This is a genomic window from Lentzea terrae, assembly GCF_003265345.1.
In the GTDB taxonomy this organism is placed as follows: Bacteria; Actinomycetota; Actinomycetes; order Mycobacteriales; family Pseudonocardiaceae; genus Lentzea; species Lentzea terrae.
Map to the genome: position 1 here is coordinate 330,106 of NZ_QFWW01000020.1, position 26,123 is coordinate 356,228.

Annotated in this window: 25 protein-coding genes; 7 read left to right on the forward strand and 18 right to left on the reverse strand. The window is 68.3% G+C overall.

Annotated features, from left to right (window positions below; genetic code table 11):
• Positions 1–6: 6 nt before the first annotated feature.
• Positions 7–852 carry an alpha/beta hydrolase gene (locus DI276_RS23470; RefSeq protein ID WP_112267651.1) on the reverse strand — a complete coding sequence of 282 codons (846 nt, stop codon included), beginning with the start codon at positions 850–852 and terminating at the stop codon, positions 7–9.
• 101 nt (positions 853–953) lie between these two features.
• On the opposite strand from DI276_RS23470, the gene DI276_RS23475 reads away from it, so the two are divergent.
• A complete protein-coding gene (locus DI276_RS23475; RefSeq protein WP_112266807.1) occupies positions 954–1,808 on the forward strand; it encodes a helix-turn-helix transcriptional regulator in 855 nt (284 codons plus the stop codon).
• Position 1,809: 1 nt separating this feature from the next.
• Here DI276_RS23475 and DI276_RS23480 read toward each other — a convergent pair whose 3' ends face one another.
• From DI276_RS23480 to DI276_RS23490, 3 genes are all read right to left on the reverse strand, one after another.
• Positions 1,810–2,769, reverse strand: a complete 960-nt coding sequence (locus DI276_RS23480; RefSeq protein WP_112266809.1) for a zinc metalloprotease — start codon at positions 2,767–2,769, stop codon at positions 1,810–1,812.
• A gap of 68 nt (positions 2,770–2,837) precedes the next feature.
• Positions 2,838–3,941: a winged helix DNA-binding domain-containing protein gene (locus DI276_RS23485; protein ID WP_112266811.1), complete on the reverse strand. Its 1,104-nt coding sequence runs from the start codon at positions 3,939–3,941 to the stop codon at positions 2,838–2,840.
• A gap of 15 nt (positions 3,942–3,956) precedes the next feature.
• Positions 3,957–5,933 (reverse strand): MMPL family transporter, encoded by a 1,977-nt coding sequence (locus DI276_RS23490; RefSeq protein ID WP_112266813.1) that lies wholly within the window; start codon positions 5,931–5,933, stop codon positions 3,957–3,959.
• Positions 5,934–5,986: 53 nt separating this feature from the next.
• On the opposite strand from DI276_RS23490, the gene DI276_RS23495 reads away from it, so the two are divergent.
• Positions 5,987–6,457 (forward strand): MarR family winged helix-turn-helix transcriptional regulator, encoded by a 471-nt coding sequence (locus DI276_RS23495; protein WP_232836859.1) that lies wholly within the window; start codon positions 5,987–5,989, stop codon positions 6,455–6,457.
• On the opposite strand, the gene DI276_RS23500 is transcribed toward DI276_RS23495, so the two are convergent.
• Positions 6,428–7,003 carry a maleylpyruvate isomerase family mycothiol-dependent enzyme gene (locus tag DI276_RS23500; RefSeq protein ID WP_112267655.1) on the reverse strand — a complete coding sequence of 192 codons (576 nt, stop codon included), beginning with the start codon at positions 7,001–7,003 and terminating at the stop codon, positions 6,428–6,430. The genes DI276_RS23495 and DI276_RS23500 overlap by 30 nt on opposite strands.
• Before the next feature lie 57 nt (positions 7,004–7,060).
• On the opposite strand from DI276_RS23500, the gene DI276_RS23505 reads away from it, so the two are divergent.
• The 4 genes from DI276_RS23505 to DI276_RS23520 are packed head-to-tail and all read left to right on the forward strand — an operon-like array spanning position 7,061 to position 9,786.
• A complete protein-coding gene (locus DI276_RS23505; protein WP_112266815.1) occupies positions 7,061–7,996 on the forward strand; it encodes an RNA polymerase subunit sigma-70 in 936 nt (311 codons plus the stop codon).
• A gap of 11 nt (positions 7,997–8,007) precedes the next feature.
• A complete protein-coding gene (locus DI276_RS23510; RefSeq protein WP_112266817.1) occupies positions 8,008–8,361 on the forward strand; it encodes a VOC family protein in 354 nt (117 codons plus the stop codon).
• Positions 8,362–8,371: 10 nt separating this feature from the next.
• Entirely contained in the window at positions 8,372–8,938 is a 567-nt protein-coding gene (locus DI276_RS23515; protein WP_112266819.1) for a GNAT family N-acetyltransferase, read from the forward strand.
• Complete coding sequence (locus DI276_RS23520; RefSeq protein ID WP_112266821.1) at positions 8,938–9,786, forward strand: alpha/beta fold hydrolase; 849 nt, start codon at positions 8,938–8,940, stop codon at positions 9,784–9,786. The genes DI276_RS23515 and DI276_RS23520 overlap by 1 nt, the downstream gene beginning before the upstream one ends.
• On the opposite strand, the gene DI276_RS23525 is transcribed toward DI276_RS23520, so the two are convergent.
• From DI276_RS23525 to DI276_RS23570, 10 genes are all read right to left on the reverse strand, one after another.
• Positions 9,736–10,281, reverse strand: a complete 546-nt coding sequence (locus DI276_RS23525; protein ID WP_112266823.1) for a hypothetical protein — start codon at positions 10,279–10,281, stop codon at positions 9,736–9,738. The two genes, DI276_RS23520 and DI276_RS23525, sit on opposite strands and share 51 nt — an antisense overlap.
• 68 nt (positions 10,282–10,349) lie before the next feature.
• Positions 10,350–11,231, reverse strand: a complete 882-nt coding sequence (locus DI276_RS23530) for a bifunctional 5,10-methylenetetrahydrofolate dehydrogenase/5,10-methenyltetrahydrofolate cyclohydrolase (protein ID WP_112266825.1) — start codon at positions 11,229–11,231, stop codon at positions 10,350–10,352.
• Entirely contained in the window at positions 11,228–11,824 is a 597-nt protein-coding gene (locus DI276_RS23535; RefSeq protein WP_112267657.1) for a cyclodeaminase/cyclohydrolase family protein, read from the reverse strand. Before DI276_RS23535 ends, DI276_RS23530 begins: the two co-directional genes overlap by 4 nt.
• 32 nt (positions 11,825–11,856) lie before the next feature.
• Positions 11,857–12,702: a formyltetrahydrofolate deformylase gene (purU, locus tag DI276_RS23540; protein WP_112266827.1), complete on the reverse strand. Its 846-nt coding sequence runs from the start codon at positions 12,700–12,702 to the stop codon at positions 11,857–11,859.
• Positions 12,703–12,766: 64 nt separating this feature from the next.
• On the reverse strand, positions 12,767–14,026 hold the full coding sequence (locus DI276_RS23545) for an aminodeoxychorismate synthase component I (protein WP_112266835.1): 1,260 nt from the start codon (positions 14,024–14,026) through the stop codon (positions 12,767–12,769).
• Positions 14,010–15,359 (reverse strand): L-serine ammonia-lyase, encoded by a 1,350-nt coding sequence (locus DI276_RS23550; RefSeq protein ID WP_112266837.1) that lies wholly within the window; start codon positions 15,357–15,359, stop codon positions 14,010–14,012. Before DI276_RS23550 ends, DI276_RS23545 begins: the two co-directional genes overlap by 17 nt.
• Positions 15,356–15,934, reverse strand: a complete 579-nt coding sequence (locus DI276_RS23555; RefSeq protein WP_112266839.1) for a sarcosine oxidase subunit gamma — start codon at positions 15,932–15,934, stop codon at positions 15,356–15,358. The genes DI276_RS23550 and DI276_RS23555 overlap by 4 nt, the downstream gene beginning before the upstream one ends.
• The gene (locus tag DI276_RS23560) at positions 15,924–18,758 is read right to left on the reverse strand and encodes a 2Fe-2S iron-sulfur cluster-binding protein (protein ID WP_112266841.1); all 2,835 of its coding nucleotides are present in this window, start codon (positions 18,756–18,758) and stop codon (positions 15,924–15,926) included. Before DI276_RS23560 ends, DI276_RS23555 begins: the two co-directional genes overlap by 11 nt.
• Complete coding sequence (locus DI276_RS23565; protein ID WP_112266843.1) at positions 18,755–19,036, reverse strand: sarcosine oxidase subunit delta; 282 nt, start codon at positions 19,034–19,036, stop codon at positions 18,755–18,757. Before DI276_RS23565 ends, DI276_RS23560 begins: the two co-directional genes overlap by 4 nt.
• A 12-nt stretch (positions 19,037–19,048) precedes the next feature.
• On the reverse strand, positions 19,049–20,287 hold the full coding sequence (locus DI276_RS23570; RefSeq protein ID WP_112266845.1) for a sarcosine oxidase subunit beta family protein: 1,239 nt from the start codon (positions 20,285–20,287) through the stop codon (positions 19,049–19,051).
• A 69-nt stretch (positions 20,288–20,356) separates the two neighbouring features.
• On the opposite strand from DI276_RS23570, the gene DI276_RS23575 reads away from it, so the two are divergent.
• Positions 20,357–21,010: a GntR family transcriptional regulator gene (locus DI276_RS23575; protein ID WP_112266847.1), complete on the forward strand. Its 654-nt coding sequence runs from the start codon at positions 20,357–20,359 to the stop codon at positions 21,008–21,010.
• A gap of 2 nt (positions 21,011–21,012) precedes the next feature.
• Here the strand turns inward: DI276_RS23575 and DI276_RS23580 are convergent, their stop codons facing one another.
• From DI276_RS23580 to DI276_RS23590, 3 genes are read right to left on the reverse strand one after another with little or no spacing between them, the layout of a single operon-like run.
• Complete coding sequence (locus tag DI276_RS23580) at positions 21,013–23,277, reverse strand: FdhF/YdeP family oxidoreductase (RefSeq protein ID WP_112266849.1); 2,265 nt, start codon at positions 23,275–23,277, stop codon at positions 21,013–21,015.
• Positions 23,277–24,980 (reverse strand): BCCT family transporter, encoded by a 1,704-nt coding sequence (locus DI276_RS23585; protein WP_112266851.1) that lies wholly within the window; start codon positions 24,978–24,980, stop codon positions 23,277–23,279. Before DI276_RS23585 ends, DI276_RS23580 begins: the two co-directional genes overlap by 1 nt.
• 5 nt (positions 24,981–24,985) lie before the next feature.
• A complete protein-coding gene (locus tag DI276_RS23590; RefSeq protein ID WP_112266853.1) occupies positions 24,986–26,116 on the reverse strand; it encodes an aromatic ring-hydroxylating oxygenase subunit alpha in 1,131 nt (376 codons plus the stop codon).
• Positions 26,117–26,123 lie beyond the last annotated feature (7 nt).

The window sequence follows — 26,123 nt, forward strand, 5'->3', positions numbered from 1 at the left end:
AGGCGCTCAGCTCCAGACGTTCTTCGCGAAGAACTCCGACACCCGCTCGACGACCTGCGGCACGTACCGGTCGTACAGGTCGACGTGCGTGGCGCCGTCGACCCAGTGGAACTCCTTGGAACGACCGGCTTTCTGGTACGCCTCGACGCTCATCCAGGACGTCACGGCCGCGCGCCCGGCCACCAGCAGCAACGGCCGTGGCGCGATCAGGTCGACCGCGCGGAACGCGTCGAACGCGGCGATGCGACCAACGCTGCTCCAGGTCAACGTCTTCGCCGACCGGGGGTGCTCACCGCGCGGCGTGCAGTAGTACTCCCAGCCCTCGTACGCGTGCAGTCCGTCGGTCTCGTCCGCGGTCTCGGGGAACAGCGCGAAGCTGCCGTCCCGCCCCTGGTCCAGCATCCCCTGCAAGACCGCGGGATCCTGCGTGCCGTCCGCGCCGAACCGGAACTGGCGGGCGATGTCGGCGAGGCTGACGGTGGCGATCGCCTTGATCCGGTGGTCGGTTCCGGCGGCGGCCAGGCCGTACCCGCCGGACGCGCAGATGCCGAGCACGCCGATCCGTTCGTCCTCCTCGGCGAGGAACGTCACCGCCGCCCGGATGTCCTCGACCCGCTGGAACGGGTCCTCCAGGCCGCGCGGCAGGCCCGCGCTCTCGCCCTGGTAGGCGGCGTCGAACGCCACGGCCAGAAAGCCCTGTTCAGCGAGCTGACGGGCGTAAAGACCCGCGGTCTGCTCCTTTACGCCGGTGCCGGGGTGGCCGACCACGATCGCCCCGCGCGGTGTGCCCTGCGGCCGGTGGAGGTGGCCGGCGAGCTCGAGTCCGTTGCTGGGGAAGGTCACGTTTTCCATGACCACGACATTCGTCCGCGCGCAGCCGGCCAGCCAGGGAGAACCCAGCCTGTGCAAGCCAGTACCAGGTACGCCGTGCGGCGATCACGGACACTGGAGGCATGACCGAACTGGGCGAGTTCCTCCGCACCCGCCGCGCCGCGCTCGACCCGCACCGCGCGGGCTTCCCCGACGACGGCAGGCAGCGCCGCGTGCCCGGCCTGCGCCGTGAGGAGCTGGCCCAGCTCGCCCACGTGAGCGTCGACTACATCGTCCGGCTCGAACAGGGTCGCACCCACCGCGTGTCCCGGACCGTCCTCGACGCGCTGGCCGACGCTCTGCAGCTGGCCGCGGACGAACGCGACTACCTGTGCACCGTCGCCGACGTGGCCCCGGTGAGGCAGCAGGCCGCGCCCGAGGTCGCCACGAGGCTGCAGCAGTTGCTGGACGGCATGCCGGACGTCCCCGCGATGGTCCTGCACCGCCGCATGGACGTCCTCGCGTGGAACCGCGCGGCCGCCGCGCTGTTGACCGACTTCGGCGCGTTGGCACCGGCTGAGCGCAACCTGATCCGGCTGACGTTCCTCGACCCGGCGTTCCGCGCCCTGTACGGCGACTGGGAGCGCTCGGCGCGGGAATGCGTTGCGGTGCTGCGGATGGAGGCCGGGCGCACGCCGCACGATCCGGCTTTGTCGGCACTGGTCGGCGAGCTGAGCGTGCGGGACGCCGACTTCCGCACGTGGTGGGCGTCGCACCAGGTCCGCGGCCCGCGCCAGCTCGTGAAGACCTATCACCACCCGGCTGCCGGGTCGCTCACCCTCGACGTGCAGCAGTTCTCCGTGGACACCCATCCTGATCAGCTGCTCGTCGCCTACACCGCGGCAGACGAGACCTCAAAGGACGGTCTGCGGTTCCTCCTGCTGTCGCAGCAAGCGAAAAGGGCGCCGCTCGAAAGCGACGCCCCATCGTCACACTAGATCACTTGCCGCTGCGGTACGCCGTCCAGGCGCTCTGCATGCGGGTGTTCTGGCCAGGCGTGAACTGGTTGTAGCAGGAGTCGTACGAGTAATCCATGTAGTTGTTGATCGGGTCCAGCCCCTCCAGCCCGCACGAGTCGCGACCGGCCGGGCAGCCCGAGGTGGAGCTGGACTGCGCCGGGGTGTCGGCGACCTCGTCGTTGGTCGCGGTGCAGCCGCCCTGGAAGGTGTGCCAGAGGCCCATCCAGTGACCGACCTCGTGGGTCAGCGTCTTGCCCAGGTTGAAGTTCGTCGCCGAACCGCCGGGCACGCTGGCGTAGTCGATGACCACACCGTCCATCTTCGGGTCACCCGCGTACCACCTCGGGAACGTCGCGAAGCCGAGGCCGTCGATGTTGACCGACCACACGTTGAGCGTCGACGCGGTGCCGACGCGCGTGGCGGTCTTCATCTGGGTCTCGGTGCGGCGGTTGTCCGTGCGGGTGAACCAGGTGTTGTTGGAGTGCCGCTTGGTCTCCTGGAGCACGAACGTGAACCCCGTGTTGGCGGCGACACCGGGCGCCTCCGCGCCCGCGAAGCCGTCGTTGAGCACCTTGATCTGCTGCGCGATGGTGGCGTCGGACATCGCTCCGACCCCGCCGGTGCCGGTGACGACGTGGAACACGACCGGGATCGTGCCACCCGCCATCGCCGAAAAGTCGCCGGTGCGGGAGTTGACCCGCTCCGCCACCTTCTTGCGCAGGTCGGCGTTCATCTCCGCCGCCTGGGCGTCGGAGATCTCGTTGCGGTCGTGACCCTGGCTACCGGGCAGGCCGCGAGCCGCGGAGTGACCGTGCTCGTCGACGCACTCGGCGGCGGTGTTGACCGCGGTGGCGGGGGCACCGCCGAGCAAGGTGATCGCGGACGCCGCCAGCAGACCGGCTGCCAGGGCGGCGTGGACGCGCTTTCTCGTTTGGAACATTGAGCTTTCCTCCATGCAGGGTGGAGGAATAGTGACTCATGCATGCGTCCTTTGTGGATCTTGACGTTTCACAGAATACGAACTTCGCTCGCCGGCAGGCCGCTCCACCACCGTGCGTAACGCCGGTAGACCTGCGGTTCGCGGTCGCCGAGGAACTTCCGCAGCGCCTTGGCCTCCTCTGCGAGACCGGCCCACTGGTCCTCGCTCAGCGCCTGGAACGCGGTCGCTTCGACTCCGCCGTCCTCAGTCGGGCGCCAGACCCCGGCCACGTAACCGTCGACGAGCAGGGTCGGCAGCGTGTCGCCGTTGTTGCGGATGACTACTTTCCGGTACTGCTCCGGGATGATCCGGCTGCGGTCGGCGTAGGCGAGCAACGTGCTGTCCCACATGGCCATCAGCCGCGGCGGCGCCGGGGTGTGTTCGTCCGGGATTGTCCGATTTGGAATGTCGAAGTAGTCGCCGTCGCGGACCAGGTCCAGCAGCTCCAGCGCCTCCCGGATCGAGGTGCGCGGCAGGATGGTGAACTGGTTCATGTCGGCGACCGTGGCCGGACCGAACCCGGTGAGGTAACGCCGGAGCAGCTCGGCGAGCGCCGCCATCCGTTCGCGCGGCTCGACCGGCACGGTCTGGAACGACAGCTTCGGCCCGTACGCCCACGGTCCGCCGGTCGGCCTGCGCACGAGCGGCGCGTACGGGGCGATCGCCCACCAGAGGCCGGGCTCCCCCACGTCGCCGACGTGGGAGTGCAGCAGCGCTTCCAGTTCCGGCTTCGTCCTCGGCTCGGCGGCGAACTCCAGCATGTGCCGGAGGACCTCGTCGGCTCGTTCGGCCGTCAGACCCATGGCGCGGAACCGCTTGTCGTTCAGCCGGGACGCCCTGAGCGCGGGCAGCATCGCGTGGTGGAACACCTCGTGGTCGGCGACCGTGACCGCGTGCAGCGTGATCCGCATGAGCGTGGCTTTGCGGATCACGCCGCTCGTGAACGCCTCGTCCAGATCAGCCGGGTCGAAGCCGCGCATGCGGTTCCACAGCGCGATGTACGGCGAGCACGGTTCCTGCGCCTGGATCGCGACGACCTTGGCCACGGCCGTCAGCAGATCCACGTTCTCCCGCTTCAGCAGCATCTGCCGGTCGAGGGTGGCGCGGTTCAGCTGACGTGCCGTGTAGGTCATGCCCGAGATCCTGGCTCACCTCAGCTTCGACGGCCACCAGATTCGGCCACCGATGTCCACCGACAACGCCGGCACGAGCAACGATCGCACCAGCAGCGTGTCCAGCAGAACACCGAACGCGACGATGAACGCGATCTGGGTGAGGAACAGGATCGGCAGGACGGCGAGCGCGGCGAACGTCGCGGCCAGCACCACACCGGCCGAGGTGATCACGCCGCCGGTCAGGCTGAGGCCGCGCACCGTGCCCTCGACCGTGCCGAGCCGCTGGGTTTCCTCGCGGACCCTGGTCATCAGGAAGATGTTGTAGTCGATGCCCAGTGCCACCAGGAACACGAACCCGAACAACGGGACCACCGGGTCCGATCCGGGGAAGTCGAAGACGTGGTTGAACACCAGCGCCGACACGCCCATCGTGGCCGCGAACGACAGCACGACCGTGGCGATCAGCAGAACCGGTGCCAGCAACGACCTCAGCAACAACGCCAGTACCAAGAAGATCACCAGCAGCACGATCGGAATGATCAGCAACCGGTCGTGCTCGGACGTCTTCCTGGTGTCCAGCAACGTCGCCGTCTGCCCGCCGACCTTCGCCTCGCCGATCCCGTGCACCGCCGCACGGATGCGTTCGACCGTCGCCACCGCCGCGTCGGAGTCGGGTGCGTCCTTCAGCGTGGCCTCGATGCGCACCAAGCCGTCGGCCGCACCGGTGGGCCGGACTTCCGCAACTCCGTCCACTTTGGACTTCTGCAACACCTCGGCCGTCTTGCTCTCGGCGGCGACGATGACCGTCGGCGAGCCGGTGCCGCCGGGGAAGTGCCGCGACAGCACCTCCTGCCCCACCACGGACTCGACCTCGGTGAGGAACACGTCGGACTGCGCGGTGCCGGACGCCTTGAGCTGCGGCAGGAACGCGGCGCCGACGAGCAGCACGAGTGTCGTGACGATCCAGATCGCCCGTGGCCGCCGGCGCACCAGGTCCGCCGTGCGGCCCCACAGCCCGCTCGTCTCGGGGTGCGGCGAGCCGAGCTTCGGCGCGAACGGCCAGAACGCGGCCCGCCCGCACAACGCCAGCGTGGCCGGCAGGAACGTCATCGTGGTGAGCAGCGCGGCGCCGATACCGATGGCCGCAACGGGTCCAAGCCCCTTGTTCGAGTCGAGGTCGCTGAACAGCAGACACAGCACGCCGAGGATCACCGTGCCGGCCGACGCCGCGATGGGTTCGACCGTGCCGCGCCAGGCCGTGCGGATCGCCGTGAACCTGTCCTCGGTGTCGCGCAGTTCTTCGCGGAATCTCGACACCAGCAGCAACGCGTAGTCCGTCGCGGCTCCGAACACCAAGATCGAGAGGATGCCCTGACTCTGGCCGTTCAGCGCCAGCACGTCGTTCTTCGCCAGCAGGTACACGACGAAGCTCGCGAGCCCGAGCGCGAAGACGGCCGACACGAGGACGACCACGGGCAGCAGCGGACTCCGGTAGACGACCAGCAGGATCAACGCGACCACCGCGCCCGCGACGACCAGCAGCAGCCCGTCGATGCCGCCGAACGCCTCGACGAGGTCGGCGACCTGCGCGGCCGGCCCGGTGACCAGCACCGTCAACCCCGGCGGCGCGCCACGAGTGCCGTCCCGCAGCTGCAGGACCGAGTCACGGACCTCCTTGGCCGGGTCGAGCAGCACGACGAGCTGCGCGGCCTCGTTGTCGTTCGGCGCCGGGATCACCGGTGACGCCTGGAAGCCCTGACCGCGTTCCGCGAGGTACTTCCTGTCCTGCTCGGTCAGCCCGCCCTTGCGTTCGACCACGACGATCGCCGGGATCGCGTTGCTGCGCTGGAACTTCTTCTGCAGCTCAGCGACCTGCGTGGACTCCGCCGAGTTCGGCAGGAACGCGCTGCTGTCGTTCTCCGCGACCTCCGAGAGCTTGCCCGCGTACGGCCCGGTGAACCCGCCGAGCGCGAGCCAGACGACGAGCAGGACCCCGGCCAGGACGCGCATGGCAATTCCTTCGATCGTCGAATCTTTCGATGGCCGAACTGTATGCTGTGGATGTGAGCGAGGCAAGCGACTACGACCTGAGCATGCTGGTGCGAGCGCTGGTGATGGAGTCCAACCGGTTCCTGGAAATCTTCAGCGCGGCCCACGAGCTGCACCCGACCGACATGACGGCGCTGAACCTGATCATGCAGGCCCGCTCCCCCATGACACCGGGCGCGCTCGCGAAAGCCCTGAACCTGAGCGCGTCAGCCACGACTTCCGTTTTGGACCGCCTCGCGCGAGCCGGCCACGTGGAGCGCACCCGCGATCCCGACGACCGCCGCCGCGTCGAACTCCACGTGCTCGCCGACGCGCACGAACTCGCTGCATCGTTCTTCCAGCCGCTGGCTGCCGAGTTCTCCGCCGCGTGGTCTGCTCTCAGCCCTGCGGATCGTGAGGTCGTGGCGCGGTTCTTGGCCACGACCACCGAGGCGACCACACGGGTTCGTGTGGCTTCAAATTCGCCGGCCGCAGACAAGAAGTAGCAGCTCCTGGGCGGGGCGTTTGATCGGCTCGCCCTCACCGAACGTCCAGTCCAGGTCCGTGGCCTCCAGGCGCTTGTTCGTGAGGTCCGCCTTGAAGTACTTCACGCTGCGCGGGGTCATGCTCTCGAGGATCGGTCGCAGGCGTTCGTGCGGCACCTGGCGGTCAAGGTCCAGCGCTTTTGTGATGTCGAGGCCGTGGATGACCTCGTGCGAGAGGGCTCCTAGCGGGCCGCCGCCGGGTGGCGTCCAGGGGTGGTCGATGTTCGCCTCGATGGTGCTGATCAGCTCGTCCGTGGTCAGGTTTCGTGCGTCTTGCTTGGCCATGCGGTCGGAGGCGTGGTTGAACCTGCCTGCGGACTTGAGCATCTCCATCAGGACTCTTCCGGTGGAGCTGCGGTAGGGCAGCGTCGTGTGCGCGACCACCTCCTTGACGCGCCAGCCCTCGCACAGGCTCGGGGCGTCCCACTGCTCCTCGGTGAGGTTTCTGAGGAGTTCTAGCTGGTCACGGCGTTCTGCGGCGATCATCGCTCGGATGTCTTCGGTCATGTCCATTCTTACGTTCCGGACGACGAGAACTCATCGGTCCGCGTAGGGTCCTTTTCTGTGATCGAGACGCTGGAGCCGTTCCGGATCGAGCTGACCGGCTACTGCTACCGCATGCTCGGGTCCGGCTTCGAGGCCGAGGACGCCGTGCAGGAGACCCTCATGCGCGCGTGGAAGGCTTACTCCAGCTACGACTCCTCGCGCGCCTCTCTTCGCACTTGGCTGTATCGCATCGCTACGAACGTCTGCATCGACATGCAGCGGTCGGCCCAACGTCGCGCGTTGGCCGTTGACCTGGGGCCTGCTGGGGGCTCATTCGGGTCGCCGTTGCACGAACGGGTGTTTGTTCAGCCCGTGCCTGATGCGTTGGTGCTGCCCGAGGACCAGGCGATTCGGCGCGAGACTGTTCGGTTGGCGTTCGTGGCGGCTTTGCAGCACCTGCCACCTCGTCAGCGTGCGGTGTTGATCCTGCGGGACGTGCTGGCTTGGCAGGCTGCCGAGGTCGCTTCGTTGTTGTCGATCTCGGTGGCTTCCGCGAACAGTGCTTTGCAGCGGGCTCGGGCGACGTTGCAGACCGTTGATCCTGGTGAGCCGTTGAACCCTGCCGATCCGGTGCAGAAGGCGCTGCTCAGGCGGTACTGCGAGGCTTTTGAGCGGCACGATGTGCGGACTTTGGTGGCGTTGCTGCACGAGGACGCCACGCTGTCGATGCCGCCGTTCAGGTGGTGGCTGCGGGGGCGGGCCGCGATTTCGGTGGCGTTGAACGATCCTGCTGCTTCGTGTGCCGGGGCTTGGCTGGTGCCTGTTGCCGCCAATGCGTCGCCTGCGTTCTGGCAGATGCGGCCTGGGATGGATCAGCCGTTCGGGCTGGTGTTCATCGATGTTCGCGGTGGGCTGGTCACCGGTAGCACGACGTTCCTCAACGTGCCGGAGTTGTTGCCGTTGTTCGGCGCACCGATTAGTTCTGACGCGCCGCCTCGTATGTTGATGGACTGAGGAGGCGAACCATGGCGATCCAGCCCATCATCGTTACCCCGAACCTGAAGCCCGTGCAGGCGTTCTACGAGCAGGTTCTCGGCGCGACCGAGGTGTTCCGGTACCCGGAGGTCGGCGACGTGTTCTACAAGACGCTCAAGATCGGCGATGCCGAACTCGGGCTCGTCGCCGAGGAGGCGGACGTTTCGGCACCTTCGCGGATCACGCTGAGCATCGACGTGGCGGACGTTGACGCGCTGTTGCCGCTGGTCGAGGCTGCTGGCGGGCGGGTTCTGGGACCGTCCAACGACATGCCGTGGGGGCAACGCGTCGCGCACGTGTTCGATCCGGACGGAAACCCCGTGAACCTCACGCAGGACCTCTAGGCTGAGCCGGGTGATCCGGATCGTGCCGTCGGACGAGGTGCCTTGGGAGGACGTCAAGGCGATCTTCGACGGGTCCGAGCCGAGCAAGTGCCGCTGCCAGCGTTACAAGGTCAAGGGCTGGATGTGGCGCGACTCGACGATGGACGAGCGCCTTGCCGCGCACGAGGAGCAGTCGGCGCGTGGTAGTGGGCTGGTGGCCTATGTGGACGGTCAGCCTGCCGGGTGGGTGGCGGTCGAGCCGCGGTGTGACTACGCGAAGCTCCTCGACATGCCCATTCCCTGGAAGGGCCGTGCCGAGGACAAGGATGACGACGGCGTGTGGGCCGTGACGTGTTTTGTGGTGCGCAAAGGGTTCCGTCGGCAGGGGCTCACGTATGAGCTGGCAGCGGCGACCGTGGAGCATGCTCGAAAGAACGGGGCGCGGGCGGTCGAGGCTTATCCGATGGTCGCCGCGCCTGGGCAGAACGTCACCTGGGGTGAGATGCACGTCGGTGCGCGGCAGGTGTTCGAGGAGGCCGGGTTCGTGCAGGTCACCCATCCGACCAAACGACGCTTCGTGATGCGGGTGGACTTTTGATGGACTTCGAGGAGATCGTCATCCCTACCGAGCGGCTGGCCGTTCCGGCGCTGGCGGCGGGTGAGGGGCCGATTGTGGTGTGTTGGCACGGGTTTCCGGACCATCCGGCGTCGTTCGGGCCGCTTGCCGAGCGGCTCGTGGCGGCTGGGCGGAGGGTGGTTGCGCCGTTCTTGCGCGGGCATCACCCGTCGACCTTTGACCAGATGCCGTTTGGGGACGGGCTGACGTTGGCGGTTGACGCGGCGGCGGTCAATGCGGCGTTGTCGGACGGGCCGTTGGACGTCATTGGCCATGACATCGGGGCTGGGGTAGCGGGGCGGCTTGCGGCGATTCGGCCGGATCTGGTGCGCAGGGTCATCACCATGTCGGTGCCGCCGCCTGCGGCGTTGCGCAACATTTTTGCCGATCCTGCGCAGCAGCAACGGTTCTTTTACCTGTTCATGTTTCAGGTGCCTGGGGTTGCCGAGAGTCTGTTGAACGACACGTTGATCGACTACTTGTGGCGGACGTGGTCGCCTGGGCTGGAAGTGCCGGAGTACGTGCGCGCGATGTACGCGGATCCGAAGGTGAAGGCCAATGCGTTGAAGTTGTATCGGGCCAACTTCGACCGCGCGTTGCATGATCCTGAGCTCGCGGAGTTGGCGCGGGTGTCGGAGAAGCCGGCGGAGGTGCCCATGTTGGTGCTTGCGGGCGCGGAGGACGGGTGCATCACGCCGGAGAACTACGCCGACGCCGCCGCGGGTCTCGCCGCTGGGTCGCGGGTCGAGATCGTGGCGGACGCCGGGCATTTTTTGCAGTTAGACCGCCCCGACGAGGTCGCGGCGCTCGCGCTTGGCTGGTTGCGCTGACTTGCGGATGCGGCCCCAGGGCTTGAAGACCGAGAGGATGTAGGCGAACAGCAGCAGGGTCGGGGCTACCACTACCGGGTGCATGATGTCGGAGGGGATCACGGCGGTCGGGTCGCCGGCCAGCATGCGCTTGCCGATCTTGGCCGCCTCGGCTACTCCTGGGCGCAGCGAGAAGGCGATGAGCAGGGACATGCCGACGTTCATGAAGAGCTTGATGGCCACCCACCAGTACTTCACCAGGCCGTACTTGCTGCCGACGCCCAGGACTACGCCGGAGATCATGCAGACCACGCTGGCGCCGAACATCGGCCAGATCGCGAAGAGGTCGATGGCCTGGATTGCTACTCCGGCGGTGTTCGCGTCCTCAGTGGACAGTGCGACCACGACCAGGATGCCCAGGGCAAGGTCGATGCCCAGCCACGCCGCCGCCGACAGGACGTGCACTAGCAGCACGGCCTTGCGGGCGCGGCCGCTGAGCTTGCGGGTGGTAGTCATCGCGGTGCACTCCTTCGCTCGTGATGTCGCGTCTTACTCTCGCGACCACGAGCACCCGCATCATCCGCTCACGTTCTGATCTCACGTACGTCAGATTGCGTACGTTCCGCTGCGTCGACGGTGTGGGAGAGCAGCAGCGTCGTGGTGACCGGGCCTACGCCGCCGGGCACGGGCGTCAGCGCGCCGGCTACCCGTTCTACCTCTGCCGCGTCGACGTCGCCCAGCAGGCTTCCGTCGTCGGACGGTGTGGTGCCCACGTCGATGACCACCGCGCCCGGCGCTACGTGGGCCGCGTTGATCAGGCCTGGTTTGCCTACCGCCACGACCACGACGTCGGCCTGGGAGGTGTGGGCTGCGAGGTCGGCAGTGCGGGAGTGGCAGACGGTCACGGTGGCGCGGCGCTCGAGCAGGAGGAGTGCTGCTGGCGTGCCTACGACGGTTGAGCGGCCGACCACCGCCACGTTTCGGCCTTCCAAGGGGACGCCGTGGTGGTCGAGGAGCGCTAAAACGGCTTCGGCTGTCGCGGGGGCGAAGCCGGGCTGACCTGCCGCTAGCCGGCCGAGGCTCGCGGGGTTCGCGCCGTCCACGTCCTTGCTCGGGTCGATCTCGCCCGCGAGGTCCGCCAGCGCGATGCCCGGCGGCAGAGGTGTCTGCAGGATGATGCCGTGCACGCTCGGGTCTTGGCTCAGATCGCGCAGGACGGCCCGGATGCGCGCCGCCGACGCCCACGGGCCCAGGTCGGCGATGTCGCAGTCGATTCCGACGGCCGCGGCGGCCTTGGCGATCGAACGGACGTACCAGAGGCTCGACTCGTCGTCTGTGGCCGTCACGACGACCAGCTTGGTGGGGGTGCCGAGGGCGGCCACCCGCTCGGTGGTGCGGCGGCGGATCTCGGCGGCGAGGTGCTTGCCGGTCAACGGGGTCGCGATCTGCGGTTCGGTCGTGGTCATGCAGCGAGTTCCTCCCGTACGGCGGCGGTCACCTGCTCCGCTCGGTTCACGATCAGGTCGACGGAACGGATCGACGTCAACAGGGCCGGGTCCGGGCTTCCGTTCAGGTTGACCTCGATGTTCACGCGCGCGGTGGTCGCGGCCGCCCGCGCCGCCTCGGCCGCCGCGGCCACGTCGGTGATCACCGAGCGGTTGCCGATCGGGGTCAGGCGCTCCGCGAGTGTCACGATGGCGCCGGCGACCTCGATGACAGCGACGGGTGGCCCGCACGCGCCCTTCAGAGCGAGCGCGATCGCCTCGCGGCGGCCTTCGGCGTCGCGCGGCAGGGCGTAGGCGTTCGCGACAGCGGTGAACGCGGCCGCGTCGTCCTCCGCCAGCTGCAACGCCTTCTGCCGCAACTGGTCTGCGGCCGTGAGGATTTCGGAGATCTCTTCGGCGTGCGCGGCGAACCGGGCGCTGTCGCTGTAGCGGGCGACCATCGCCACCAGTGCCGCTGCTTGCGCCGCGTGCACCGCCGCGGTCGCGCCGCCGCCTGGGGCCGGCACCCGTGCCGCGAGGTCGGTCAGGAAGTCGTCGAGGGTCTGGCCGCGCATCAACACTCCGTCCGCAGTCACATCATCTGGAGTCATCGGAAGACGACAGTGCCGTTGCCGTTGAGGAGCACGCGGTGCTCGCAGTGCCAGCGCACCGCACGGGACAGGGCCAGCGCCTCGGCGTCGCGGCCCGCTGAGGTGAGCGCTCGCGGGTCGTACGAGTGGTCGACGCGCAGCACCTCCTGCTCGATGATCGGGCCCTCGTCGAGGTCCGGCGTGACGTAGTGCGCCGTGGCGCCCACGTACTTCACGCCCCGGTCGTACGCCTGGTGGTACGGCTTGGCGCCCTTGAACCCCGGCAGGAACGAGTGGTGGATGTTGATCACTCGGCCGGCGAGCTTCGCGCACAGGTCGTTGGACAGCACCTGCATGTAGCGCGCCAGCACCACCAGGTCGGCCTGGTACTCCTCGACCAGTTCGAGCAGGCGTTGCTCGGCGAGGTGCTTGGTGTCGGCGGTGTTGGGCACGTGCACGAAGTCGAGCCCGGCCGCTTCCGCCATCGGACGCAGATCTTCGTGGTTGGACACCACCGCGGCGATCTCGCCACCGAGACTGCCCGCCCGCCACCGGAACAGCAGGTCGTTCAGGCAGTGACCGGCCTTCGACACCATCACCAGCACGCGCGGCTGCCGCTCGTCCCACAGGTCGAAGTCCATCTCGAACTCGCTCGCCACCGCCGCGAACTCCCGTGCGAGATCGTCCACTTCGGCGTCGGCACACGAGAACGCCGTGCGCAGGAACAACTTTCCCCGCACGTCGTCGTCGAACTGCTGGTGCTGCACGATGTCGCAGCCGTGGTCGACCAGGAACGAGGTCACCGCGTGGACGATGCCGGCCCGCTCGGGGCAGTTCAGGGTCAGGGTGAAATGTCGCGCCACGACGGGCTCCTCGTCCTGGTAGCGGACTGATATATTAAGCTCACACTACATGAGAAGGTGGCACTCAGCCAACGAAAGTCGGGACTTTCGCGCTGGGCGTAAGGCTCGTCACCGCGCGTGCCTTCGTCAGGCACTCCTGCCACTCCGCCTCGGGGTCGGAGTCGATCGTGATGCCGCCGCCGACGCCGAGCACGGCTCGGCTTCCGGTCACTTCGACCGTGCGGATGGCCACGTTGAGTTCCAGCCCCGCAGGAGATGCGAGGCCGACAGCGCCGCAGTAGGCGCCGCGTGGTGCGCTCTCCCACTGGCGGATGTAGCGACAAGCAGAGGATTTCGGTGCGCCGGTAACGGATCCCGGCGGGAAGATCGCGGTTACGACGTCCAGATCGGAGACATCGGTGTGGCCGGACACAGTGGACACCAGGTGCCAGACACCTGGTGCGGGACGAACCTGCAGCAGCTCGGGAACGGTGACGCTGCCTGGCCGGCAGACGCGTCCGAGGTCGTTGCGCACGAGGTCGACGATCATGATGTTCTCGGCGACCTCCTTCTCGGACTGCAGCAACAGAGCTGGGTTCGCGGACCGGGGCAGTGTGCCTTTGATCGGGCTGGACCGGACTTCGTCGCCGTGCCGGGAGAGGAAGAGTTCTGGGGAGAACGAGGCCACGCCACCGAGGAATGCGCCGCGTTCTGGAGTGGTCGCCTCGATGCCGTCCGCGAACAGGTCGACCGGGGATCCGCGAAACTCGCCGATGAACCTCGTGCAGACACAGGTTTGGTAGACCTCGCCGGCGGTGATCGCGGCGAGACAGGCGCGGATCGCGGCCAGGTGCGCGGTGCGGTCAGGTGGGGTCCAGTCGATCGCCCAGTGGTGGGCGGCATCGCCGAAGCGGACCGCGTCGCGGAGGTCTGGAGGGCACGGCTGACCGGTCAGGCTTTCGAACCACCAGCAGGACTGGTCGTCCAGGCGGAGAACGGAGTCGGCCCAGGCACCGGTGATGTCGAGGGCACCATGCACATCCGGGATGGCTGGGGTGTCTGAGGGGACTTCCGGGTAGCGGATCCCGAGAAACCACCCTCCGCCCACAAACCCTTTTCCCTGAAGGGGTTCCCGACCTGACTGCCGCCACGTGGTCGACAGCGCCACCCGTGCGTCCACCGGCCCGACGCCCAAACTCGGCGCCAAGACCGCACGCGACCCGAACCACGACCCGGTCAGAGCCGCCGGCGGCGCGATCCCAGAGCGCTCAGCCCGCCGTGCCAGCGCCCGCAACACAGCGGGCGCCGACGCGCCGGCGCCCAGGCGTTCAGCACTCGACGACATTGAGGGCCAACCCGCCGCGAGCGGTCTCCTTGTACTTGTCCTTCATGTCCGCGCCGGTCTCACGCATCGTCTTGATCGCCTTGTCCAGCGACACGTGGTGCGTGCCGTCGCCGCGCACGGACATGCGGGCGGCGGTGATCGCCTTGATGGACGCGATGGCGTTGCGTTCGATGCACGGAATCTGCACCAGGCCGCCGACCGGGTCGCAGGTCAGGCCCAGGTTGTGCTCGATGCCGATCTCGGCGGCGTTCTCCACCTGCTCTGGCGTGCCGCCGAGCACTTCGGCGAGTCCTGCCGCGGCCATCGAGCACGCCGACCCGACCTCGCCCTGGCACCCGACCTCGGCCCCCGAAATGGAAGCGTTCTGCTTGAACAACATGCCGACGGCGCCTGCGGTCAGCAGGAACCGCACCACCCCGTCGTCTGACGCGCCGGGCACGAACCGCGTGTAGTAGTGCAGCACCGCGGGGATGATTCCCGCCGCACCGTTGGTCGGCGCCGTCACGACGCGGCCGCCTGCCGCGTTCTCCTCGTTCACGGCAAGAGCGAACAGTGTGACCCATTCCATGGCGCGCAACGGATCCGAGGTCTCGCCCGCCGCCACCAGCTGTTCGTGCAACGACAAGGCGCGCCGCCGGACCTTCAGACCGCCCGGCAACACCCCAGGAGTCGAACACCCGCGCGAGACGCACTGGCGCATGACGTCCCAGATCGCGAGCAGGCCGGAGCGGACTTCCTCTTCGGAGCGCCAGGCCAGTTCATTGGCCAGCACGAGAGAGCTGATCGAAAGACCGGAAGAACGAGTGTGGGCCAGCAGCTCGTCGCCGGTGGAGAACGGAAACGGGAGCGGGGTCTGGTCCTCGACCAGAGCGCCGGAGTCCTCGTCGACGACGAAACCGCCGCCCACCGAGTAGTACGTGCGCTCGGAGACGAGGGCACCGGAGCGGTCGAAGGCGCGGAAAACCATGCCGTTGCTGTGGAAGGAGAGTCGCTTGTTGCGGTGCAGCACCACGTCGTCGGCGGCGGAGAACTCGATCACGTGGCCGGCCAGTTCCAGCTTGCCGGTCTCCACGACGGCGGTGACCACGGGCTCGGCGAGGACCGGGTCGACGGTGTCCGGGGCGTGTCCGGAGAGACCGAGCACGACAGCCTTCACGCTGCCGTGCCCGTGGCCGGTGGCGCCCAGCGAGCCGAACAGCTCGACTCGCACGGACCAGACGCGCGCCACCTCAAGGGAGTCCACGAAGGACTTGGCCGCGCGCATCGGGCCGACCGTGTGCGAGCTGGACGGCCCGATGCCGACCTTGAACAGGTCGAACACGCTCAGGCTCACGGCACCGCCCCGTATTCGACGCACGCGTCGCTCAGCCAAGCCGCGAGGTACTGGGCGAACGAGGAACGCACCAGGATCGTGAACCGGTCAGGGCCCGTCACCTGCAGGATGATCCCGGTCCGCGCGAGCAGCGTCTGCACGCAGGTGCCGACGGGAGCCGACGACGGGTGCAGGTCGACCGAACAGCCGTGCGCCAACACGTCCCGGACGTGCGAACCCTCCAGAACGAGAGTCGTGCGCTGAGCCGACGTGTCCACGACGGAGCCCTTGAACGGCACGGCGCGCAGCGCGTCCTCGATCGGGAGCTGCAGATCGGGCGCCGCCACGACGAGGAACTCGTCCGGGCCCAGCCACAGCACCTCGACAGCACCGAACGGTCCACTGCCGGTGGTGAACGTGCAGGGAACCGACGGGAACACCACGCCGAGCGCCGAGCCGAGCGCCGCGACCGCGTCCGGGTCCGACACGCGCACGGTGAGCTGCGAGAGGAACGGCCGTTCGGAAGCGATCAGCGCGGGGGCAAAGGTCAGCCGGTCGGTCCAGGCCGCCAGCGGGCTGGTCGGGTCAGCCGTCACGACGGGCTCCTTCCTTGTCGTACAGCACGGAATCGGTGACGGTGACCGGCACCAGTGAGTCGTCGACGGGCACATAGAGCGTTTCGCCGATGCGCTCGTGGCCAGACCGCACCAGCGCCAGCGCGAACGTGCGTCCCAAAGCCGCGCTGGGGTAGCTGGAGGTGACGTGCCCGAGCATGCGGACCGGCGGCTCCGGCAACCGGTCGGTCTCGACGATCTGCGAGCCCTCCGGCAGCAGGACAGACGGATCAACGGGCAGAAGCCCGACCAACTGTTTGCGGTCCGTGCGGTTGTTCTCCGCGCGGGCGAACGAGCGCTTGCCGATGAAGTCCGGCTTCTTCTTGGACACCGCCCACGACATGCCCAGGTCCTGCGGGGTGACCGTCGCGTCGGTCTCCTGGCCGATGATCGGATAGCCCTTCTCGGCCCGGAGCACGTGCATGGTCTCGGTGCCGTACGGCGTGATCCCGTACACGGCGCCCGCCGCCATGAGCGCCTCCCACACGGCGAGGCCGTGCCAGGCGGTCACGTTGATCTCGTAGGCCAGCTCACCGGAGAAGCTGATCCGGCACACCCGCGCGGGCACGCCGGCCACCTCGGTGTCGTGCCACGTCATGAACTCGAACGCCTCGTTGCTGACGTCCAGCGAAGGAGCCACGGCGGCGAGCACGTCGCGGGACCGCGGGCCCACCAACGGGATCGTGGCCCAGTGCTCGGTCACCGAGGTGCAGTGCACGTCGAGGTGCGGCCACTCCGTCTGCAGCCACTCCTCCATCCAGTCGAGGATCTTCGCGGCGTTGCCCGTCGTCGTGGTGACCAGGTAACGCTCCTCGCCGACCCGGATCACGGTGCCGTCGTCGATCACCATGCCGTCGACGCCGCACATGACGCCGTAGCGGATCTTGCCGACCTTGAGCGTGCTCATCATGTTCGTGTAGAGCATGTCCAGGAACTTGCCGGCGTCGCTGCCCTGCAGGTCGATCTTGCCCAGCGTCGAGCCGTCCATCATGCCGACGCTCTCCCGCGTCGCCTGGCACTCGCGCAGCACGGCCGCGTGCAGGTCCTCCCCCGGCTGCGGGTAGTACCAGGGCCGCTTCCACTGGCCGACGTCCTCGAACAGCGCTCCGTGCTCGACGTGCCACGGGTGGATCGCCGTCACGCGCACCGGGTCGTGCAGCTCGCCGCGGTCACGGCCGGCCAGCGCCGCGAACGACACCGACGTGTAGGGCGGGCGGAACGTCGTCGGCCGCTGGTCGGCGAGCTCGACGCCCAACGCCTCCGCGACGATGCCCGCCGCGATCATGCCGGACGTCTTGCCCTGGTCGTGCGCCGTGCCGATGGTCGTGTAGCGCTTGATGTGCTCCAACGAGCGCAGCCCGGCACCGGTCGCCCGCAGCACGTCCGAGACGGTCGCATCCCGTTGCAGGTCGACAAAACTGGAGTCCTCAGCACCAGGAACGCGCCACAGCACCAGGCCGGACCGTGCCGTGCACCGCGAGTCCGAGGTCGGCAGCGGAACCTGGCCGCTCGGCGTGAACCCGGCGGCGATCGCGGCCGCGGCACCGGCATTGCGTCCTTGCCGCGCGCACGCCGTCAGGTCCAGCTCACCGGTCGCCGAACCCGCGACGCGAACGGTCTCCAACTCCTCGCCCGGCACGAACGCACCGAGCTCGGAGTCGTACCGCAGCTTGCCGCGGGCCTGGCTGAACAGGCTCACCACCGGGTTCCAGCCACCCGACACCAGCAGCGTGTCGCACACGACGGTGTCCGCGTGCCCGGAACCGAGCGGAGCGACGTGCACGTCGGTCACGCGCCCGGACCCCTCGGTGCCCGTCACCACGTGCCCGGCGCGCACCTCGATGCCACGGGCCGCGCACTCGGTGGCGAGCCGCGAAGGTGCCGAAGCACGGGCGTCGACGATCAGCGGAATGTCCACACCGGACTCGGCGAGGTCGATCGCCGCGCAGTACGCGCTGTCGTTGGTGGTGAACACGACCGCACGCGAACCGGGCAGCACGCCGTAGCGGTGCCGGAACGTGCGGGCGGACGACGCCAGCATGATGCCGGGCCGGTCGTTGTCGGCGAACACCACCGGACGTTCGTGGGCACCGGTGGCGAGCACGGTCTGCCTGGTCCTGATCCGCCAGACCCGCTGCCGCGCAACCGAAGCAGGCGCGGCAAACCCGAGGTGGTCGGTGCGCTTCTGCAGCGCCAGCACGAACCCGTCCTGGTACATGCCGAACGCCGTGGTGCGCTCCAGCACCAGCACACCCGGCGTGCTCTTCAGCTCGGCGACGACGTCGGCCACCCACTCGGCGGACGGCCGGTCGTCGAGGTACTCGTCCACGCCCAGCAGCGCACCGCCGGCCTGGTTCTGCTCGTCGACCAGCACCACTCGCGCACCACTGCGAGCAGCGGTCAGCGCCGCCACCAGACCAGCCGGGCCGGCCCCCACGACCAGCACGTCGCAGTGCTCGTGCTTGGCGTCGTACCGCGCGGGATCAGGCTCGTTCGCCAACCGGCCCTGCCCGGCCAGCCCGCGTGCCACCAGACCGTCGTAGAGCTCCACGGTCGTCGCGAGCAGCATGGGCTCGGGGAACGGCGCCTCGATCTGCACCAGCGACGTCGGGTCTTCGGAGCCCGCCGCGACGATCCCGCGCGGCCGGCCCAGCTTCACGCTGCTGCCGACCTCGTGGACGCCGTTGGCGAGCAGCGCCGACGCCAGCGTGTCGCCGGGGTGGCCGGTGTAGGACTGGCCGTTGAAGGTGAAGCGCAGCACGGTGTTGCGGTCGATCGCGCCACCGGTAGGAGTGCGGTAGTTCATGCGGTCACCTCGGGCATCGGCTCGCCCACGCGGTAGACGGCCAGCAGGTCGTGGGAGCGGGTGTCGCGCACGGCGTTGAACCACCGCCGGCACCCGGCGTTGTGGCTCCAGCGCTCGGCGAACGGGCCGCTCGGGTTGTCCCGGAAGAACACGTACTGCGCCCATTCCTCGTCGCTCAGCGCGGACGGGTCGTCCGGGTACGCGACGTGGGCCTGGCCGCCGTAGTGGAACTCCGCTTCCTCGCGCGGCCCGCACCACGGACACGGGATGAGTTGCATCGTCAGCTCCTACTAGTGGGCCACGGCGGCGGCGCCGTGCTCGTCGACGAGGGCGCCGGTGGTGAAGCGCTCGAGGGTGAACGGCTCGTTGTACTGGTGCGGCTTGTCGTGCGCGATGGTGTGCGCGAAGCAGTCGCCGACACCGGGCGTGGCCTTGAACCCGCCGGTCCCCCAGCCGCAGTTCAGGTACAGCCCGCCGACCGGGGTGAGACCGACGATCGGCGAGGCGTCCGGCGAGACGTCCACGATGCCGGCCCACGTCCGCAGCAGATGGGCGCGAGCGAAGACCGGGAACAGCTCCAGCGCCGCCGACATCTGCTGCTCGATGATGTGGAACGAACCGCGCTGGCCGTACCCGTTGTAGCTGTCGATGCCCGCGCCCATCACCAGCTCTCCCTTGTGCGCCTGGGAGACATACACGTGCACGGCGTTCGACATCACGACGGTCGGGTGCACGGGCTCGAGCAGCTCGGAGACCAGCGCCTGCAACGGGTGCGAGGCGAGCGGCAGCCGCAGGCCGACCATCGCGGCGAGCACCGAGCTGTGCCCGGCGGCGCACAGGGCAACGCGACCAGCAGCGATCCGGCCGCGCGAAGTCTCGACCGCGGTGATCCGGCCACCAGCGGTCTCCAGCCCGGTCACCTCGCAGTTCTGGATCAGGTCGACGCCCATCGCGTGCGCGGCCCGTGCGTAGCCCCACGCCACGTAGTCGTGCTTCGCGATGCCCGCACGCGGCTGGTACGTCGCGCCCAGCACGGGGTAGCGGACGTCCTGCGAGACGTTGACGATCGGGCAGATCTCCTTGACCCCGGCCGGATCCACCCACTCCGCGTCGATCCCGTTGAGCCGGTTGGCGTTGACCCGCCGGATGCTGTCCCGCACGTCCTGCAGGCTGTGCGCGAGGTTCAGCACGCCGCGCTGGTCGAACAGGATCGGGTAGCCGAGGTCGTCCTCCAGGCCCTCCCAGAGCTTCAGCGAGTGCTCGTAGATGCCGGAGCTCTCGTCCCACAGGTAGTTGGACCGGATGATCGTGGTGTTGCGGGCCATGTTGCCGCCGGCCAGCCACCCCTTCTCCAGCACCGCGACGTTCGTGATGCCGTGGACCTTGGCGAGGTAGTAGGCGGTGGCGAGGCCGTGCCCTCCGCCGCCGACGATCACGACGTCGTAGGAGGCCTTCGGTTCCGGGTTCTCCCACAGGAAGTCCGGGTGCTCGGGCAGGTGTGCCCCAGGTGGTTGGGCCGGGCTGGTCATCCGCGACGCCTCCAGCGGGATCGACTGGTCGACTACTGGTATATCAGTTTGCATAGTACAGTAGGTCACATGAACGTCAACGTCGAGCCTTCCGGTGGGTCACTCACTGACCTGGCCTACCTGCTGCTGCGCGATCGCCTGGTGATGCTGGAGATCAAGCCGGGTGAACCCATCAACGAGGACCGGCTGCGCACCGAGTTCAGCGTCGGCCGCACCCCGATCCGCGAGGCGTTGAAGCGCCTGGAGCAGGAACGGCTCGTCGTCGCCTACCCGCGCCGCGGCACGTTCGCCACCGACGTGAACATCTCCGACCTCTCCCACATCTCCGAGGTGCGCAGGACGCTGGAACCGCTCGCCGCCTCCGCCGCCGCCGAACGGGCCACAGCAGAAGACCGCGCCGCGCTGACCGAACTGCGCTCGAAACTCGACACGACGGCGCCGTCGGGAGACAACACGGAACTCCTCCGCGCCGACGTCGGTGTGCACCGCGCGATCTACCGGTGCGTGCACAACCCGTTCCTCGAAGACACCCTGGTCTCCTACGACAACCTCGCCACCCGCATCTGGTGCGTGTTCCTGCCGCGACTGTCCGGAATGGCCGGTCACGTCGACGAGCACGTCCCGCTGCTCACCGCGATCATCGAGGGTGATGCCAAGAAGGCCGGCGAGCTCGCGGCCCAGCACGTCATCGGGTTCGAACGCGCCATTCGCGCGCTCATCTGAGCTCACGGCCGTTCCAGCCGGATGACCACGGCCTTCGAGACCGGGGTGTTCGAGCCGTCGGCCACGGATCGCAGCGGCACCAACGCGTTCGCCTCCGGGTAGTAGGCCGCCGCACAGCCGCGCGGCGTCGGGAAGGCGACCACGCGGAACCCGCGTGCCCAGCGCTCCTCGCCGTCGAACTCGGACACGATGTCCACCAGGTCGCCGTCGGCGAACCCCGCGTCCTCGATGTCCTGCTGGTGCACGAGAACCACGCGACGGGCGTTCTCGATGCCGCGATAACGGTCGGACAGTCCGTAGATCGTCGTGTTGTACTGGTCGTGGCTGCGCAGGGTCTGCAGCAGCAACCTGCCGGGCGGCACCTCGATCAGCTCGACGGTGTTGACGGTGAAGTTCGCTTTCCCCGTCCGCGTCTGGAACTCAAGGCTGTCGCGCGGCGGATGCGGCAGCACGAACCCGTCCGGCTCGCGGACCCGCCGGTTGTAGTCGTGGCAACCGGGCACGACCCGCGCGATGCGGTCGCGCACGAGGTCGTAGTTCTGCTCGAAGCTCGCCCACGGCACCGGGTGGTCGTTGCCCAGCAACGCCGAAGCGAGCCGGCACACGATCGCCACCTCGGACAACAGGTGTGGCGACGCGGGCTTGAGCCGTCCGCGCGAGGAGTGCACAACTGACATCGAGTCCTCGACGCTGACGAACTGCTCCCCCGCCGCCTGCACATCACGTTCGGTGCGGCCCAGCGTCGGCAGGATCAACGCCGTCCGGCCCGCGACCACGTGCGACCGGTTGAGCTTCGTCGACACCTGCACGGTCAGGGCAAGACCGCGCAGAGCACGTTCGGTCGCCTCGGTGTCCGGTGTGGCAGAAGCGAAGTTGCCGCCCACCGCCACCAGAGCACGGACAGTCCCCTCGTGCATCCCGTGCAACGCCTCGACGACGTCGAAGCCGTGCCAGCGCGGCACCGGCACGCCGAACTCCTGCTCCAGCGCGGCGAGGAACGACTCGGGCATCTTCTCCCAGATGCCCATCGTGCGGTCGCCCTGGACGTTGGAGTGGCCGCGAACCGGGCACACCCCGGCGCCCGGCTTGCCGATCATCCCGCGCATCAGCAGCACGTTGACCACCTCGCGGATGGTCGGCACCGCCTGCTTGTGCTGCGTGAGCCCCATCGCCCAGCACGCCACCACGCGCTCGGCCGAGCCGATCATGTCCGCGATCCGCTCGATCTGCTCCCGCGGCAATCCGGAAGCGCGTTCAGTGAGCTCCCAGTCGATGTCCTGCGCGGCGAACTCGGCGAACCCGTGCGTGTACCGGGCCACGAACTCGTGGTCGACCGCATCGGCCTTCAGCAACAACCCCGAGATCGCCTTGAACAGCGCGAGATCGCCACCGAGCCGGATCTGCGCGAACTCGTCGGCCAACGCCGTGCCGTCGCCGAGCACGCCCCGGACGTTCTGCGGGTTCTTGAACTTCAGCAACCCCGCTTCCGGCAACGGGTTCACCGCGATGATCTTCCCGCCGCGTTGCTTGACCGTCTCCAGCGACGCCAGCATGCGCGGGTGGTTCGTGCCGGGGTTCTGCCCGATCACGAGCACCAGGTCCGCGTGCTCCAGATCGTCCAGCGACACCGAACCCTTGCCGATGCCGATCGTCTCGACGAGTGCCGAGCCGGACGACTCGTGGCACATGTTCGAGCAGTCCGGCAGGTTGTTGGTGCCGAACGAACGCACCAGCAACTGGTAGAGGAACGCGGCCTCGTTGCTGGTCCGGCCCGAGGTGTAGAACGCAGCCGCATCCGGGCTGGGCAACGCACTCAACTCAGCAGCAATCAGGTTGAACGCGTCGTCCCAGCTGATCGGCCGGTAGTGGTCGTCGCCGGGCAGCCGGACCATCGGCTCGGTCAGCCTGCCCTGCTGACCGAGCCAGTAGTCGGTCTTCTCCTCCAGCGAGGACAACGAGTGCTGAGCGAAGAACTCCGGTCCGATCCGCCGCGTGGTGGCCTCTTCCGCAACGGCTTTCGCACCGTTCTCGCAGAACTCCGCGAGCTTGCGGTGGCCCTGCGGATCGGGCCACGCGCAGCCGGGGCAGTCGAACCCGTTGTGCTGGTTGAGCAGGGGCAGGGTCCGCACGGAGCGGACCACGCCCATCTGCTCCCAGCTGCGGCCGAGCGAGACGAGGACCCCGGTGACCCCGGCCGCCGAACGGCCGGGCGCACCCACCTCCAGGTCGTTCTCGTCGACGTCCCGCTCGGGAGCGCGGCGACCCATCAGGTCTTCTCCTCCAGCACCACCGGCTCCACGACCTTGCCGTGCCCGTTGCTCGTGGTCTTGGCCGGCGTCGGCGCCACCTGCAGGCAGAAGTCGCCGTCGAACTCCTCGTTGCCCGCCACCACGGCCTGCTCGACGATCTCCACGGCGTGCTTCTCCCGCAGCACCATCGGGTCGCTGCGCAGGTCCTTGGCCAGCGCCACGCACAGCACGACCATGACGACCGCGAACGGTGCCGCCGCGATGATCGTGAGGTTCTGCAGGCCGGTCAACGCGGTCGCGCCGCCACCACCGACCAGCAGCATGACCGCGGCCACGCCACCCGTTGCCACACCCCAGAACACCACCAACCGGCGATGCGGTTCGATGGCACCGCGCTGCGACAACGTGCCCATCACCAGCGAAGCCGCGTCGGCACCGGAGACGAAGAAGATGCCCACGAGCACCATCACGATCACCCCGGCGACGGACGCCAGCGGGAACTGCTCGAGCACACCGAACAGCTGCGACTCCGGGTTCGCCGCACCGGCCAGGTCAGTACCGGAGCGCTGCAACGTGATCGCGGTACCGCCCATGATCGTGAACCAGATCAAACTCACCACCGACGGCACCAGGATCACGCCGCTGACGAACTGCTTGATCGTCCGGCCGCGGCTGATGCGGGCGATGAACATGCCGACGAACGGGGTCCACGAGATCCACCAGGCCCAGTAGAAGATCGTCCACCCGGACAGCCAGGTCTCCATGGCCTCGCCGCCGGACGCACCGGACCGGGAGATCATCTCGCCCATGTCGCGGAAGTAGTCGCCGATCGCCGCGGGCACCAGGTTGAGGATCAGCACTGTCGGCCCGACCACGAACAGGAACACTGCCAGCACGGTCGCCAGCACCATGTTGATGTTCGACAGCCACTGGATGCCCTTGGCCACACCGGACACGGCCGACGCCACGAACGCGACGGTCAGCACGGCGATGATGCCGATCAGCACGCCGACACCGGGGTTCTCGGCGACGAACCCGCCCGCCTTCAACCCGCTGCCGATCTGCAGCGCGCCGAGGCCGAGCGAGGCCGCCGACCCGAACAGGGTCGCGAAGATCGCCAGGATGTCGATCAACCGGCCGAGCGGGCCCTCGGACACGCGGTCACCGAACAGCGGCGCGAACGCGGCACTGATCAGCTGCTTGCGGCCGCGGCGGAACGTGCCGTACGCGATCGCCAGACCCACGACCGCGTAGATCGACCACGGGTGGATCGCCCAGTGGAACAACGAGGTCGCCATCGCGGTCTCGACCGCCGCGTCCGTGCCGCCCTGCACCGTGCCCGGTGGTGGCTTCACGAAGTGCGACAACGGTTCCGCGACGCCGTAGAACATCAGGCCGATGCCCATGCCGGCGCTGAACATCATCGCGACCCAGGAGACCGTGCGGAACTCCGGCCGTTCGCCGTCGTGGCCGAGCGGGATCCGGCCGTAGCGGCTGAACGCCAGCCACACGGCGAAGATCACGAACCCGGTCGCGGCGGTGAGGAACGCCCAGCCGGCGTTGCGGATGACCCAGCCCAGGACGGCGGTCGACACGCTGCCGAGGCTCGCGGTGCCGAGGATGCCCCAGGCGAGGAACGCCCCGGCGACGACCGCGGACAGGGTGAACACCACTTTGTCGGTGTGTGTTCTCGTGGTGGGAAGGAACTTCTGTTCGGGCATGGCTGTTACCACCCCTTGGTTGACGTGACTTCCTGAACCCAGCGGTGGAACTCTCCGATGTGGTGCTCGGAGGGAACCAGCACACCCCCTTGCGCGTAAGCCCTCGACGACATCGCGGGCTGGCACCGTTCACATGCTTCGAAATCCTGCTCGTTCACCCGGTGGAAGAGCTCGACCGACCGGGAAACGTCCTTGCCCGTCGCGACGACGTCCTTGGCGTAGAGCCAGTCGCACTCGACGATCGTGCGGTCAGGGGCCATCGGGAACATCCGGTGGATGATCACGTGGTCGGGCACGAGGTTGATGAACACCTGCGGCCGCACCGTGATCGCGTAGTAGCGGCGCTCCTGGTCGGAGTCCACTCCGGACAGCGTGTCGAAGCCCTCGCTGCCGTCGATGGTGAAGCCCTTGATCTCCTCACCGAACACCGCGCCGTGTCCGACGTAGTACTGCGCCGCGTACCCGTCCGCGAACTCCGGCAGGACCTCGGTGAGCTCCGGGTGGATGGTCGCGCAGTGGTAGCACTCCATGAAGTTCTCGATGATGAGCTTCCAGTTGGCCTTGACGTCGTAGGTGATCCGCCGGCCCAGCTCCAGTTCACTGACCTGGTAGTTGCCGATCGCGTCGAGGTTGCCGAGCCGCTCCCGCACGTCCTGCTGGACGGTCTCCTCGAACGACGCCGGTTCGTCGGCCAGCGACAGCCACGCGTAACCGAGCCACTCGCGCAGGTGCACGGTCTTCAGGCCGTACTCGACGCGGTCGATGTCCGGCATCGAGGTCAGGTTCGGCGCCGCGACCAGCTTGCCGTCCAGCCCGTAGGTCCAGGCGTGGTACGGGCACTGGAAGTTGCGCTTGACCGTGCCGGTCTCCTCGACGCACAGCTTGGCGCCGCGGTGCCGGCAGATGTTGAGGAACGCGCGCAGAGAACCGTCGCGGGAACGCGTGACGAGCACGCTCTCGCGTCCGATCTGGACGGTTCTGAAGTTGCCCGCGTCCGGCAGATCGGCGCTGCGAACCGCGCAGAACCACATCTTTTCGAAGATGTTCTCCTGCTCGAGTTCGAAGATCGTCGGGTCGGTGTAGGTGTTGCCGGGCAACGTGGGGATCAGGCTGGACGGGAGCTCAGTCGCAGTCATGGTCACT